The organism is Variovorax atrisoli (assembly GCF_014195185.1).
In the GTDB taxonomy this organism is placed as follows: Bacteria; Pseudomonadota; Gammaproteobacteria; order Burkholderiales; family Burkholderiaceae_C; genus Variovorax; species Variovorax atrisoli.
The window spans coordinates 97016-111365 of sequence record NZ_JACIBG010000010.1 but is presented as its reverse complement, the minus strand read 5'-3'; the positions used below and the strand labels follow the sequence as shown (position 1 = coordinate 111365).

Sequence of the window (14350 nt, the reverse complement as noted above, 5' to 3'; positions counted from 1 at the left end):
GCGGGAGCGGACAGCCGAACGCAAAGGAACCCCGAAGCATCTCTTCGGGTATTCCTTCCGCGCCCTCTTCGTCCGGCAGCCCGTTACCGATACGCTGAAGCTCAGGCCAGCGTGTAGGCCGTCTTCACCGTCGTGAAGAACTCCTGCGCATAGCGGCCCTGCTCGCGCGGACCGTAGCTCGAGCCCTTGCGGCCGCCGAAAGGCACGTGGTAGTCCACACCCGCCGTCGGCAGGTTGACCATCACCATGCCGGCCTGGCTGTGGCGCTTGAAGTGCGTGGCGTACTTCAGCGAGGTGGTGGCGATGCCGGCCGATAGGCCGAACTCGGTGTCGTTGGCCGTGGCCAGTGCCTCCTCGTAGTTCTTCACGCGGATCACGCTGGCCACCGGGCCGAAGATCTCTTCCTTGTTGATGCGCATGGTGGCGGCCGATTCGCTGAAGAGGGCCGGCGACATGTAGTAGCCGTCGGTTTCCAGCTTCAGCAGCTCGCCGCCGGCCGCCAGCGTCGCGCCTTCGCTCTTGCCGATGGCGACGTATTCCATGTCCTGGTCGAGCTGCGACTTCGACGAGACCGGCCCCATGTCGGTGCCCTGCGCGAGCGCGTCACCCACCTTGATCTTCGCCATGCGTTCCTTCATGGCGTCGATGAACTTCGGATAGATGCCTTCGGTGACGATCAGCCGGCTCGACGCGGTGCAGCGCTGGCCGGTCGAGTAGAAGGCGCTCTGCACGCTCAGCTCCACGGCCTGTGCGAGGTCGGCATCGTCAAGAATCACCTGCGGGTTCTTGCCGCCCATCTCGAGCTGCACCTTCTTGTGGTTGGTGACGCACTGCACCGCGATGTTGCGGCCCACGCCCACCGAGCCGGTGAAGCTGATCGCGTGGATGCCCGGGTGGTTGACCAGCGCATTGCCGATCACGCTGCCGCGCCCCATCACCAGGTTGAACACGCCGGCCGGAATGCCCGAGCGGCTGATGATCTCCGCGATCGCCCAGGCGCTACCCGGCACGAGGTCGGCGGGCTTGAGCACTACGCAGCAGCCGTTGGCCAGCGCGGGCGCGATCTTCCAGGCCGGGATGGCGATCGGGAAGTTCCACGGCGTGATGAGACCGACCACGCCCACCGGCTCGCGCGTGATCTCCACGCCGATGTTCGGCCGCACCGAAGGCAGAACCTCGCCCGACAGGCGCAGGCACTCGCCCGCGAAGAACTTGAAGATGTAGCCCGCGCGCGCGGCCTCGCCAATGCCCTCGGCCTTGGTCTTGCCCTCTTCCCGCGAGAGCAGCGTGCCCAGTTCTTCCTTGCGCGCGAGGATCTCGTTGCCGATCTTGTCGAGCGCGTCAGAGCGCGCCTGCACGCTGCCGGTGGCCCAGGCGGGGAAGGCCGCGGTGGCGGCGGCCACGGCCGCATCGACGTGCGAGGCATCGCCCTGCGTGTACTGGCCGATCACGTCGGACAGGTTGCTCGGATTGACGTTGGGGCTGTAGCCGGCGCCTGCACGCCATTCGCCGCCGATGAGGTTGTCGAAGTTCTGCATGTTGGGTCCTTTTTCAATACGGTTCGAAGAATCGCCAGTCATTACGGGAATACCGCGGAACCGGCTTTGCCGGGCCGCAGGTATTGCCCCCTGCAAGGGGGGGTTGGCGGCCACACGAAGTGGGCAAGCCTGGGGGTGATTCTCTACCTCACCATGCAGGGCTTCTTGTTGTCGAAGGTCCACCCCGGGATGAGGTACTGCATGGCCTGCGCATCGTTGCGCGCGCCCAGTCCGTGCTTCAGGTACAGCTGGTGCGCCTTCTCGACCTCGTCCATGTCGAGTTCCACGCCCAGGCCGCCGCGCGTGGGCACCTTCACGAAGCCGTCCTCGATGCGCAGCGGCGCCTTCGTCAGGCGCTGGCCGTCCTGCCAGATCCAGTGCGTGTCGATGGCCGTCACTTTGCCGGGGGCCGCGGCGGCCACGTGGATGAACATCGCGAGCGACACGTCGAAGTGGTTGTTGGAGTGAGAACCCCAGGTCAGGCCCCAGGCCTGGCACAGCTGCGCCACGCGCACCGAGCCCTGCAAGGTCCAGAAATGCGGATCGGCCAGCGGAATGTCGACCGACTGCAGCGAGAGGCTGTGCACCATCTCGCGCCAGTCGGTGGCGACCATGTTGGTGGCGGTGGGCAGGCCGGTGGCGCGGCGGAACTCGGCCATCACCTCGCGGCCGGAGAACACGCCCTCGGCGCCGCACGGGTCCTCGGCGTAGGCCATCACGCCGTGCAGGTCGCGGCACAGGCGGATCGCGTCCTGCAGCAGCCAGCCGCCGTTGGGGTCGAGTGTGACGCGGGCCTTCGGAAAGCGCTCGTGCAGCGCACGGATCGCCTCGACCTCTTCCTCGCCGCGCAGCACGCCGCCCTTGAGCTTGAAGTCGGTGAAGCCGTAGCGCGCATGCGTGGCCTCGGCCAGGCGCACGATGGCCTCGGGCGTCATCGCCTCCTCGTGGCGCAGGCGGAACCAGTCGTTATCGGCGCCGGGGTCGCTTTCGTACGGCAGATCGGTCTTGCTGCGGTCGCCCACGTAGAAGAGGTAGCCGAGCATCTGCACCGCATCGCGCTGTTGGCCCTCGCCGAGCAGGGCCGCCACGGGCACTTCGAGGAACTGGCCCAGCAGGTCGAGCAGCGCGGCCTCGACGGCCGTGACCGCGTGGATGGTCACGCGCAGGTCGAAGGTCTGCAGGCCGCGCCCGCCGCTGTCGCGGCCGGCGAAGGCGCTGCGCATGCTGTTGAGGACCGCGTTGTGCCGGCCGATGGGCTGGCCGACGATGAGCTCGCGCGCGTCCTCCAGCGTCTGGCGGATCTTCTCGCCGCCGGGCACTTCGCCCACGCCGGTCTGGCCGGCGCTGTCGGTCAGGATCAGCAGGTTGCGCGTGAAGAACGGCCCGTGGGCGCCGCTCAGGTTCATCAGCATGCTGTCGTGGCCCGCGACCGGGACCACGCGCATGCCGGTGACGACGGGAGCGCCCGAAGGCGACGAATTGGAATCTGAAAGCGTCATCTTTTAATCAATCCAAAACCGGGCCGGTCCTTTCGGGGAACACCGAGGAACCGGCTTTGCCGGGCCTCAGGTGTTGCCCCCGGCGAGGGGGTTGGCGAAGCGACACGAAGTGCGCGAAGCCTGGGGGAGAGCCAGTTATTCAGCGGTGATGTGGCGGGCGTCGATCAATGTCTTCCAACGCGTCCATTCGCGCAACTGGAAGGCGGTGAATTCCTCGGGCGTGCTGGCGACGATCTCAAGGCCCTGGTCGAGCATGCGCTTCTTCGTCTCCGGGTCCTGCATGGCGGCGACGACCGCGTCGCTCAGCTTCTTCTTCACGGCGGGCGGCAGGCCCTTGGGCGCGGCCATGCCCTGCCACGAATAGACCTCGGCGCCCTTCACGCCGGCCTCGGCCAGCGTGGGCACGTCGGGCAGCACCGGCGAGCGCTTGTCGCCCGTGACGGCGATGGCGCGCAGCTTGCCGCCGCGGATGTGCGGCAGCACCGCATTGACGTTCTGGAACGAGAAGTCGACCTGGTTGCCCAGCAGGTCGTTGATCGCGGGCGCACCGCCCTTGTAGGGCACGTGCACGCCTTCGGTCTTCGTCTGCTGCCAGAAGAGCTCGGCCGAGAGATGGTCGGACGAGCCGTTGCCCGAGCTCGCGAACGAGACCTTGCCCGGCGTCTTGCGCAGCAGCGCCAGCACGTCGTCCACCGTGCGCTCCGGCCGCGCGACATTCGCGACGAGCACGTTGGGTGCCTGCACGGGCACGCTGATGTAGTCGAAGTCTTTCGTCGCGTCGTAGGACACGCTCTTCTGCAGGTGCGGCGTGACGACGAAGGCGCCGAGCGAGGACACCAGCAGCGTGTAGCCATCGGGCGCTGCGCGCTTCACCTGGCCGGTGCCGATGGTGCCGGTGGCGCCGGGCCGGTTGTCGACGACGAAGCTGCCGCCGAGCTTCGTCTGCAGCTGCAGCGCGATGGTGCGGGCGACCATGTCGGTGGAACCGCCGGCAGGGAACGGCACGATGATCGTCACTGGCCTCTGCTGGGGCCACGCATCCGCTTGCGCGACGGCGGCCTGGGGCAGCAGCACGGCCGAGGCGGACGCGAACGCCGCCGCAAGAAGGCTTCGCCTTTGCATGCGCGTCATCCGGTCAGATCCTCACGGCCTGCCGGGCCAGCAGCTTCCAGCTGCCGCCCTGCTTCTGCCAGACGCCGAGGATCTTCAGCGCCACCTTGCCGGGCTTGCCCGAGTCGTTGGTGTCGGCCGTGAGCGTGTGGCGCACGATGGCGGTGTTGCCGTCGACCACCTTGATGGTCTGGTCGGTGATGGCGATGGTCACGAAGTCGGACTTGCCATCGAGCAGGTCGGCGATGAAGCTGGCCTTGGTGTCGACCTTGCCGCCCGAATGGCCGTAGCTGAGGTCGTCGGCCACCAGCGCGCCCAGGGCCGGAGCGGTGGGATCGATCATCGCGATGCGCAGCCGCTCGGCGGCCGCGGCCACCTCGGGCGCTGCCGACGCGGCATTGCCCGCAGGCATCACCGAGCAGGCCGAGAAAAGGGCCGCCGAAGCGGCGATCAGGAAGAGCTTCTTGAGGAACATGGCGTCTTGTCTCCGTTGTTGTGATGGGTCTTGCGCCAGGAGCCGGCTTACTGAGGGCCGAGCGCGTCGATCAGCGCCTTGAGCTTTTCCATCTCCTCGGGCGTGAGGTCGGTGAGCGGTGCGCGCACAGGACCGGCGTCGTGGCCGACGATCCTTGCGCCGGCCTTCACGATGCTCACCGCGTAGCCCGGCACGCGGTTGCGCAGCTCGAGGTAGGGCATGAAGAAGTTCTTCAGCAGGCGGTGCTGCGTCGGCAGGTCGTCGGCGGCGACGGCCTTGTAGAAGTCCATGGCGGTCTTCGGAATGAAGTTGAAGACGGCCGACGAATACACCGGCGTGCCCATCGCCTTGTAGGCGGCGGCGTAGACCTCCGCGGTGGGCAGGCCGCCCAGGTAGGCGAAGCGGTCGCCCATCTTCTGGTAGATGGCGACCATGGCCTCGATGTCGCCCACGCCGTCCTTGAAGCCGACGAGGTTGGGGTTGCGTTCGGCCAGTGCGGCCAGCGTGTCGGGCTTGAGGCGGCTGGTGGCGCGGTTGTAGACGATCACACCGAACTTCACGCTCCTGCACACGGCCTCGACGTGCGCGGCCAGGCCTTCCTGGCCGGCTTCGGTGAGGTAGTGCGGCAGCAGCAGGATGCCGTGCGCGCCGGCCTTCTCGGCGGCCTGCGCGCACTGGATGGCGAAGCGCGTGGGGCCGCCGGCGCCCGCGATGATCGGCACCACGCCGCGGCAGGTGTCCACTGCCGTCTGGATGATTCCCGGGTACTCGTCGCCGGTCAGCGAGAAGAACTCACCGGTGCCGCCGGCCGCGAACAGCGCGCTCGCGCCGTAGGGGGCGAGCCATTCGAGGCGCTGCTGGTAGCCCTTCTTGTTGAAGTCGCCGTTGCTGTCGAAGTCGGTCAACGGGAACGAGAGCAGGCCGGAGCCCATGATGGTCTTGAGTTCTTGCGGGTTCATCGGGAAGAGTCCAGTGAAGATGAGGAAAAGGAGAAGGAAATGCTGCGGGCGATGCGGCCGCCGCCGGGCCGCCCCAAGGCGAGCCGAACCTCCCCCTCGGGGGGTGGCGAATTGCACGGAGCGCAGCGAGTGAAAAGCCGGGGGGCGGGCATGACTAGTCGAGCCTGACGTTGGCTTCCTTGATGACCTGGGCCCAGCGCGCTCGCTCCTTGGCGAAGAACTGGTCCTGTTCGGGCGCGGTCATGGTCACGACCTCGGCGCCCTGGCCGGCGAGGCGGGCGCGGATGTCGGCGGTGCGGATGATGCGCACCAGCTCGCGATTGAGCCGATTGACGATCGCGTCGGGCACGCCGCGCGCGGCGACCATGCCCTGCCAGGTGCCCGACTCGTAGCCGGGAGCGCCCTGCTCCGCAATGGTCGGCACGCTGCCGATCAGCGGCATGCGCGTGGCCTTGGACACTGCGATCAGCTTGAGCTTGCCGGCCTGCACCTGCGGGTAGGTGGCGAGCATGCCGTTCATCAGCACCTGAGTCTGGCCCGACACGGTGTCGAGCACGGCCTGCACGCCGCCCTTGTAGGGCACGTACTCCCACTTGGCGCCGATGCGGCGCTGCAGTTCGATGCCCGCGAGATGCGCGGTGCTGCCGCTGGCGGTGACGGCGAAGTTGAGATCACTTTTCTTCGAGAGCTCGACCAGCTCCTTCAGCGTGCTGGCCTGAACCGACGGGTGCACCACCAGCAGGTGCGGCGAGTAGGCCAGCATGGCCACGCTGCGCAGGTCCTTCGACGGGTCGAAAGGCAGCTTGGGATACAGCGACGGGCTGATGGCCAGCGCGCCGAGGTCGCACAGCATCAGCGTGTAGCCGTCGGCCGGCGCCTTGGCCAGCAGGTCGGCGCCGAGATTGCCGTTGGCGCCGGCCTTGTTGTCGATGACGACGGGCTGCCCGAGCGCCTCCGACAGCGGCTGGCTGATGGCGCGCGCAATGATGTCGGAAGAGCCGCCCGGCGGGTACGGAACGATGATGCGGATCGGCTTCGAGGGCCAGTTGCCTGTGCCGCCCTGCGCGCCTGCCGCGGCCTGCGCGAAGGAGCGCGCCGGCAGGCTGGCGGCCAGCGTGGTGGCGAGCGCGGCGCCGAGTGCGCCGCGTCGGGAGATGGTCATGCTGCCTCCTGTTGTTCGATGGTCGTCACTGCCTTGCGCGCAATGAGCCGCACAAGTTATCAGTCATCGTACAACTAGGCAGACGACTTGTCCAGCAGGCCGGACAAGAAAAATGTCAGTGGGAGGAGGCGCTGTCGGACGACGGCGGGGACGCATCGCCCCCAGCAGCGGCGGCGGCATCGGCCTTCGCCTTCTGCTGCGCGGCCTCCTGCGCCATGCGCAGCCGCTCGCGGCTGTTGGTCAGGTGGATGCGCATGGCGGCGCGCGCCGATTCGGCGTCGCGCCGCGCGATGGCAGCGTAGATCTCTTCGTGCTCGCGGTTGACGCGGCTCAGGTAAGGCGCCCCGCCCTCGTGCGTGCGGATGGCGCTGATGCGGGTGCGCGGGATGAGCGTGGTGCCCAGGTGCCGCATGATGTCCGCGAAGTAAGGATTGCCGGTCGACTCGGCGATCTGCAGGTGGAAGCGGAAGTCCGGCCCCACCGTGTCGCCGGCCACCACCACGTTGCGCTCGAAGTCGTCGAGCGCCTGCCGCATGGCGACCAGCTGTTCGTCGGTGCGGCGGCTGGCGGCGAGGCCGGCAGACTCGGTCTCCAGGCTGATGCGCAACTCCAGCACGGCGAGCACGTCGACGGAGGCGGCGATCTCGCCCGGATCGAGGCGGAACACCCCACCCGTTCGCGGCTGCAGCACGAAGGTGCCCACGCCGTGCAGCGTCTCGACCAGCCCCGCGGCCTGCAGCTTCGACAGCGCCTCGCGCACCACGGTGCGGCTCACGCCATAGGCCTGCATGATGGCCGACTCGGTCGGCAGCTTGTCGCCAGGGCGCAGCGCCTGGCTGCGGATCTTCTCGCCCAGGTCTTCCACCAGCCCGTGCGCGAGTCCGCGCGCACGCTGCCGCGGACGCCCCACGAAAGACGGCGCCGAAGAAGCGGCCTCCGCCGGAGCGTCCGACACCAAGGGATTACCCGCAGTCGTCTGAACCATGGCCACGATGATAATCTCCAAACTAGTTGTACGACAACCGATAACTTATCACTCAACTCCCAAGCGTCGCGGGCGAATCCGCCGGCGGCCTGCGGTTTCCACGGCACCGAAATGCAGCGCCTTTTCGACCTCACGACCGACCTTGCCTGCACGGCATCGTACCGGCCGCTCCAGCGAAACCGCCGCAACGCTCACCCCTCGGAAACCATGACTCCTGCATGCAAGGACGAGCAGCCATGACAGACAACAACAAGATGAACCGCCTCCTGCTGACCGGCGCGGCCGGCGGCCTCGGCAAGGTGCTGCGCGAACGGCTCAAGCCGTATGCGAACGTGCTGCGGCTGTCGGACATCGCCGCGCTGGCGCCGGCTGCCGATGCGCACGAGGAAGTCGTGCCCTGCGACCTCGCCGACAAGGCCGCGGTGCACGCGCTGGTGGAAGGCTGCGACGCCATCGTCCACCTGGGCGGCGTGTCGGTGGAGCGGCCGTTCGAGGAGATCCTCGAGGCCAACATCAAGGGCGTGTTCCACATCTACGAGGCCGCGCGCCGCCACGGGGTGAAGCGCGTGGTGTTCGCGAGCTCCAACCACGTGATCGGCTTCTACAAGCAGAGCGAACGCATCGATGCCCACGCTGCGCGCCGGCCCGACGGCTACTACGGCCTGTCGAAGTCCTTCGGCGAGGACGTGGCGCAGTTCTACTTCGACCGCTGGGGCATCGAGACGGTGAGCATCCGCATCGGCTCGTCTTTTCCCGAGCCGGCCAACCGCCGGATGATGAGCACCTGGCTGAGCCACCGCGACCTGACTTCGCTGATCGAGAAGTCGCTCTTCACGCCCGACGTGAAGCACACCGTGGTCTACGGCATGTCGAACAACCGCGACGTGTGGTGGGACAACAGTGCGGCCGCGCACCTGGGCTTCGTGGCGCAGGACAGCTCCGAAGTGTTCCGCGACAAGGTCGAGCAGCAGCCCCCCGTCGCGCCCACCGACCCCAACGCCATCTACCAGGGCGGCGCCTTCACGGCACAGGGTCCGTTCGGTGATTCAGGCAATGCGCGCTGAGCTCGTCCTCGACGCACGCAACGGCACCGGCGAGAGCCCGGTGTGGCATGCCGCCGAGCAGGCGCTGTACTGGGTCGACATTCCCGCGCGCACACTGAACCGCTGGCACGCGAGCGAAGGCCACGCGCAGTGGAAGGCCGACGAGATGATCGCCTGCATCGCGCCGCGCGCCGACGCGCCCGGCGAGTGGATCGCCGGCATGGAAAGCGGCCTCTTCTCGCTGAAGCCGCAGGCCGACGGCACGCTGGCCGCCGCCTCGCTCGCCCGCGTCGAACACGCGGCGCCCGCCATGCGCTTCAACGACGGACGCTGCGACCGCCAGGGCCGCTTCTGGGCCGGCACCATGCTGCTCGACATGGCCGCGGGCGCGCGCGTCGGCCGCCTCTACAGCTACGGCAAGGGCGACCGCGGTGCCGCCCTTCGCCTCGACGACCTCATCGTGCCCAACGGCCTGGCCTTCAGCCCCGACGGCCGCACCATGTACCTCTCCGATTCGCACCCCACGGTGCAGGCCGTCTGGGCCTTCGACTACGACACCGCCACCGGCACGCCGAGCAACCGGCGCCTCTTCGTCGACATGAAGCCCCTGCCTGGCCGACCCGACGGCGCCGCCATGGACACCGACGGCTGCTACTGGATCTGCGGCAACGACGCGGGCCTGGTGCACCGCTTCACGCCCGATGGCCGGCTCGACCGATCTCTCGAAGTGCCGGTGAAGAAGCCCGCGATGTGCGCCTTCGGCGGCGCGGGCCTCGACACCCTGTTCGTCACCTCGATCCGCCCCGGCGGCATCGACCTGTCGGACCAGCCGCTCGCCGGGGGCGTCTTCGCGCTGCGGCCCGGCGCGCAGGGCGTCGCGGAACCGGCCTTCGGCAGCTGAACCCCTTTCAACAACCACCAAGCAAGAGGACGAGACAAATGAAATTCGCCAAGAAGACCCTGATCGCAATTTCCGCGTGCGCAGCAGCCGCGCTGACCACCATGGCTGCACACGCCACCGAGTTCCGTTCGGCCGACATCCACCCCGACGACTACCCCACCGTGACCGCGGTGAAGTTCATGAGCGAGCGCCTGAAGGCGCTGTCGGGCGGCAAGCACAGCATCAAGGTGTTCAACAACAGTGCGCTCGGCAGCGAGAAGGACACGATCGAGCAGACCAAGATCGGCGCGCTGCAGATGGTGCGCGTGAACATCGCGCCGATGAACAACATCTGCCCCGAGACGCAGGTCCCGACCATGCCCTTCCTGTTCCGCTCGGTCGACCACCTGCACAAGGTGCTCGACGGCCCGATCGGCGAGGAGATCCTGAAGTCGTGCGAGAAGCAGGGCTTCGTCGGCCTGGCCTACTACGACAGCGGCGCGCGCTCGATGTTCACCGCCAAGAAGCCGGTGCGCAGCTTCGCGGACATGAAGGGCCTGAAGGTGCGCGTGCAGCAGTCCGACCTGTGGGTGTCGATGCTCGAGGCCATGGGCGCCAACGCCACGCCGATGCCGATGGGCGAGGTGTACACGGGCCTGAAGACCGGCCTGATCGACGCCGCCGAGAACAACTACCCCACCTATGAAAGCGCCCGCGCCTTCGAGGTGGCCAAGTACTACAGCAAGACCGAGCACTCGATGGCGCCCGAGATGCTGCTGTTCTCCAAGCGCGCGTGGGACAAGCTCTCGGCCGAGGAGCAAGGCTGGATCCGCCAGGCCGCCAAGGAGTCGGTGCCCTACATGCGCAAGCAGTGGGAAGAGCGCGAAGTGAAGTCGCTGGCCACCGTGAAGGCCGGCGGCGCCGAGATCATCGAGGTGGACAAGGGGCCGTTCCAGGCGGCGATGAAGCCGGTGTACGACAAGTTCATCACGGACGCGAAGCTGAAGGACCTGGTCAAGCGCGTCCAGGACACGAAGTAAGCGAGCCGCGCTGCTGAACCAACTCCTTCCCCCTCTGGGGGAAGGCCGGGATGGGGGCACGACGGCGCTGGCATAGGGCGCCGCTAGCCCCCACCCCTGCCCTCCCCCAGAGGGGGAGGGAGAAAACAGAGAAGAAACTTCATGTACACCAAACTTTGCCGCACCCTCGCGCGTGCTTGCATGTGGTTGGGCATCCTGGGCCTCGTCGCGGTGATCTGCGCCGTGAGCTGGCAGGTGTTCGGCCGCTATGTGCTCAACAACACCCCCACCTGGGCCGAAAGCCTCGCACTGCTGCTGGTGCTCTACGTCACCATGCTCGGCGTGGCCGTGGGCGTGCGCGACGCGGGCCACATCGGGCTCGAATCCTTCCTCGTGCTCGCGCCGGACTGGCTGCGGCTGAAGATGGAATACCTCATCCACGCGCTGATCCTGCTGTTCGGCATTGCCATGGCCTGGAACTGCGCCTCGCTCGCCGAATCGGTGTGGGACTACAGATTGCCCACGCTCTGGATCTCCGAGGGCTGGAAGTACGTGCCCGCCGCCGCATCGGGCGTCCTCATCGTGATGTTCTCCATCGAACACATCATCGCGCTCGCCCAGGGCCGCGAAGTCGAACCTGCCTGGGGCTGAACCGCACCATGACGATCCCTCTGCTCATTCTCTGCCTCTCGTTCACGCTCTTCCTCCTGCTGGGCGTGCCGGTGGCTTTCTCCATCGGCCTGTCGGCCCTGGCCACGCTGCTGTATGAAGGCCTGCCGCTGGCGGTCGGCTTCCAGCAGATGACCTCGGGCATGGGCATCTTCTCGTTCCTCGCCATCCCGTTCTTCATCTTCGCCGGCGAGCTGATGCTCTACGGCGGCATCGCGGACCGCATCGTCAACCTGGCGCGCGACCTGGTGGGCCACGTGCGCGGCGGCCTGGGCATGTCGAACGTGGTGGCCTGCACGCTGTTCGGCGGCGTATCGGGTTCGCCCGTGGCGGACGTCTCGGCCATGGGCGCCGTGATGATCCCGATGATGAAGAAGGAGGGCTATCACGCCGACTACGCGGTCAATGTGACGACCCACGCGGCTCTGGTGGGCGCCCTGATGCCGACCAGCCACAACCTGATCATCTATTCGCTCGCGGCGGGCGGAAAGGTGTCGATCGCGGCGCTGATCCTGGCTGCGCTGCTGCCGGCCGCGGTGCTCACCATCAGCAACCTCGCGGCCGCCTACCTGGTGGCGGTGAAGCGCGGCTACCCCGCGGGCACCTTCCCCGGCTGGGCCATCGTGGGCCGCTCGTTCGCGGCGGCGCTGCCGGGCCTGTTCGTGGTGCTTCTGATCCTGGGCGGCATCCTGTCGGGCATCTTCACCGCCACCGAATCGGCGGCGGTGGCAGTGCTCTACGCCCTGGCGCTCACCATCTTCGTCTACCGCACGCTGAAGTGGGAGCACTTCATCAAGGCCGCATCGAAGGCGGTGCGCACCACCGGCGTGATCCTGCTGCTGATCGGCATCTCCAGCACCTTCGGCTACCTCATCAGCCTGTACGGCGTGGCCGAGCTCACGGGCCAGATGCTGTCGCAGGTGACGAGCACGCCATGGGTGATCTTCCTGCTCATCAACATCATCCTGTTCGTGCTGGGCACCTTCCTGGACATGGCGGCCACCATCCTGCTGTGCACGCCGATCTTCCTGCCCATCGCCCAGCAATACGGCATGACCTCGGTGCAGTTCGGCATCGTGATGCTCATCAACTGTGCGCTGGGCCTGAACACGCCGCCCGTGGGCACGACGCAGTTCGTCGGCTGCGCGATCGGCGGGGTGTCGGTGGGAACGGTGATGCGCACCATCTGGCCGTTCTACGGAGCGCTGATCTTCGCGCTGGCGGTGGTCACCTTCGTACCCGCGTTCTCCACATGGCTTCCCAGCATGTTCATGGTGGTGAAGTGACGTACACCCCCAGTCTTCGCGCACTTCGTGTCGCGCGCGCCTTGCCCCTTGCAGGGGGCAACACCTGCGGCCGGCAAGTCCGGTTCCGCGGTGTTCCACGGGAAGACCGCGATCCTCTTTGCCGTCCTTGAAGCCTGATATGTCCGACGCCGCAAGACCTCCGCTCTACATCCGCATCCACGCGGCCGACAACGTGGCCATCGTCGCCAACGACGGCGGGCTGAAGGCCGGCGCGGAGTTCGCCGACGGCCTGCGGCTGGTGGACAACGTGCCCCAGGGCCACAAGGTCGCGCTGGTCGACCTGGCCGAAGGCGAGGCCATCCGCCGCTACGACGTGGTGATCGGCTACGCGCTGAAGGCGCTGCCGCGCGGCAGCTGGGTGCACGAGCGCGTGATGCGCATGCCGACCGCGCCCGAGCTCGACGGCCTGCCCATCGCCACGGTCAAGCTCCCTGCCCTGCCTCCGCTGGAGGGCTACACCTTCGAGGGCTACCGCAACGCCGACGGCTCGGTGGGCACGCGCAACATCCTGGCCATCACGCAGACGGTGCAGTGCGTGGCGGGCGTCACCGAGTTCGCCGTGCAGCGCATCAAGGCCGAGCTGCTGCCGAAGTACCCGAACGTCGACGACGTGGTGGCGCTGGAACACACCTACGGCTGCGGCGTGGCCATCGACGCGCCCGACGCCATCGTGCCGATCCGCACGCTGCGCAACATCAGCCTCAACCCCAACTTCGGCGGCGAGGTGATGGTGGTGAGCCTCGGCTGCGAGAAGCTGCAGCCCGAGCGGCTGCTGCCGCCAGGGAGCATTCCGATCGCCGACGAGCGCGCGGGCACCGCCCCCGACGCCGCGCTCGACGTGGTCTGCCTGCAGGACGACGCCCACGTCGGCTTCATGTCGATGATCGATTCGGTCATGCGCCAGGCCGAGGAGCACCTCGCCCGGCTCGACGCGCGCAAACGCGAGACCGTGCCCGCCAGCGAACTGGTGGTGGGCGTGCAGTGCGGCGGCAGCGATGCCTTCTCGGGCGTCACCGCCAACCCTGCCGTGGGCTTCTGCACCGACCTGCTGGTGCGCGCGGGCGCCACCGTGATGTTTTCCGAGACCACCGAGGTGCGCGACGGCATCGACCAGCTCACCTCGCGCGCATCCACGCCCGAGGTGGCCGAGGCCATGATCCGCGAGATGGCCTGGTACGACGCCTACCTGAAGAAGGGCATGGTCGACCGCAGCGCCAACACCACGCCGGGCAACAAGAAGGGCGGGCTCTCCAACATCGTCGAGAAGGCGATGGGCTCCATCGTCAAGTCGGGCTCCGCCCCGATCAGCGGCGTGCTCGCGCCCGGCGAGAAGGCCGCGCAGAAGGGCCTGATCTACACCGCCACCCCCGCCAGCGACTTCATCTGCGGCACGCTGCAGCTGGCCGCCGGCATCAACCTGCATGTCTTCACCACCGGCCGCGGCACGCCCTACGGACTGGCCGAGGTGCCGGTGATCAAGGTCGCCACGCGCAGCGACCTCGCGCGCCGCTGGCACGACCTGATGGACGTGAACGCAGGCCGCATCGCCGACGGCGAGGCCAGCATCGAGGACGTGGGCTGGGAACTCTTCCGGCTGATGCTCGACGTGGCCAGCGGCCGCAGGAAGACCTGGGCCGAGCACTGGAAGCTGCACAACGCGCTGGTGCTGTTCAATCCCGCGCCGGTGACCTGAGCAGGGACGAG

13 protein-coding genes are annotated in these 14350 nt (G+C 67.7%); 6 read left to right on the top strand and 7 right to left on the bottom strand.

The features are described 5' to 3' along the window. Window positions 1-101: 101 nt before the first annotated feature. The 7 genes from FHY06_RS29410 to FHY06_RS29380 all read right to left on the bottom strand — a co-directional run bounded on the left by FHY06_RS29410 (window position 102) and on the right by FHY06_RS29380 (window position 7728). A complete protein-coding gene (locus tag FHY06_RS29410; RefSeq protein WP_184607204.1) occupies window positions 102-1538 on the bottom strand; it encodes an aldehyde dehydrogenase family protein in 1437 nt (478 codons plus the stop codon). A gap of 143 nt (window positions 1539-1681) precedes the next feature. Next, complete coding sequence (gene gudD / locus FHY06_RS29405; protein ID WP_184607203.1) at window positions 1682-3037, bottom strand: glucarate dehydratase; 1356 nt, start codon at window positions 3035-3037, stop codon at window positions 1682-1684. Between the two features lie 135 nt (window positions 3038-3172). After that, window positions 3173-4159 (bottom strand): Bug family tripartite tricarboxylate transporter substrate binding protein, encoded by a 987-nt coding sequence (locus tag FHY06_RS29400; RefSeq protein ID WP_184607272.1) that lies wholly within the window; start codon window positions 4157-4159, stop codon window positions 3173-3175. A 13-nt stretch (window positions 4160-4172) separates the two neighbouring features. Further along, window positions 4173-4622, bottom strand: a complete 450-nt coding sequence (locus FHY06_RS29395; protein ID WP_019655831.1) for a nuclear transport factor 2 family protein — start codon at window positions 4620-4622, stop codon at window positions 4173-4175. Between the two features lie 47 nt (window positions 4623-4669). Beyond that, window positions 4670-5581: a 5-dehydro-4-deoxyglucarate dehydratase gene (gene kdgD / locus FHY06_RS29390; protein ID WP_019655830.1), complete on the bottom strand. Its 912-nt coding sequence runs from the start codon at window positions 5579-5581 to the stop codon at window positions 4670-4672. Window positions 5582-5735: 154 nt separating this feature from the next. Continuing rightward, window positions 5736-6743, bottom strand: coding sequence for a Bug family tripartite tricarboxylate transporter substrate binding protein (locus FHY06_RS29385; RefSeq protein WP_126185014.1), 1008 nt, complete (start codon window positions 6741-6743; stop codon window positions 5736-5738). 115 nt (window positions 6744-6858) lie between these two features. Continuing rightward, window positions 6859-7728 (bottom strand): FadR/GntR family transcriptional regulator, encoded by an 870-nt coding sequence (locus FHY06_RS29380; protein WP_184607202.1) that lies wholly within the window; start codon window positions 7726-7728, stop codon window positions 6859-6861. Between the two features lie 236 nt (window positions 7729-7964). Between FHY06_RS29380 and FHY06_RS29375 the strand changes: the two genes are divergently transcribed. From FHY06_RS29375 to garD, 6 genes are all read left to right on the top strand, one after another. Further along, window positions 7965-8792, top strand: coding sequence for an NAD-dependent epimerase/dehydratase family protein (locus FHY06_RS29375; RefSeq protein ID WP_184607201.1), 828 nt, complete (start codon window positions 7965-7967; stop codon window positions 8790-8792). Beyond that, entirely contained in the window at window positions 8782-9672 is an 891-nt protein-coding gene (locus FHY06_RS29370) for an SMP-30/gluconolactonase/LRE family protein (RefSeq protein ID WP_145758932.1), read from the top strand. Before FHY06_RS29375 ends, FHY06_RS29370 begins: the two co-directional genes overlap by 11 nt. 38 nt (window positions 9673-9710) lie before the next feature. Then, window positions 9711-10691 (top strand): TRAP transporter substrate-binding protein, encoded by a 981-nt coding sequence (locus FHY06_RS29365; RefSeq protein ID WP_184607200.1) that lies wholly within the window; start codon window positions 9711-9713, stop codon window positions 10689-10691. Window positions 10692-10832: 141 nt separating this feature from the next. Continuing rightward, window positions 10833-11321 (top strand): TRAP transporter small permease, encoded by a 489-nt coding sequence (locus tag FHY06_RS29360; protein ID WP_019655824.1) that lies wholly within the window; start codon window positions 10833-10835, stop codon window positions 11319-11321. Between the two features lie 8 nt (window positions 11322-11329). Further along, complete coding sequence (locus FHY06_RS29355; RefSeq protein WP_132800486.1) at window positions 11330-12625, top strand: TRAP transporter large permease; 1296 nt, start codon at window positions 11330-11332, stop codon at window positions 12623-12625. A gap of 139 nt (window positions 12626-12764) precedes the next feature. Continuing rightward, window positions 12765-14339: a galactarate dehydratase gene (gene garD / locus FHY06_RS29350; protein ID WP_184607199.1), complete on the top strand. Its 1575-nt coding sequence runs from the start codon at window positions 12765-12767 to the stop codon at window positions 14337-14339. The last annotated feature ends 11 nt before the right edge of the window (window positions 14340-14350 follow it).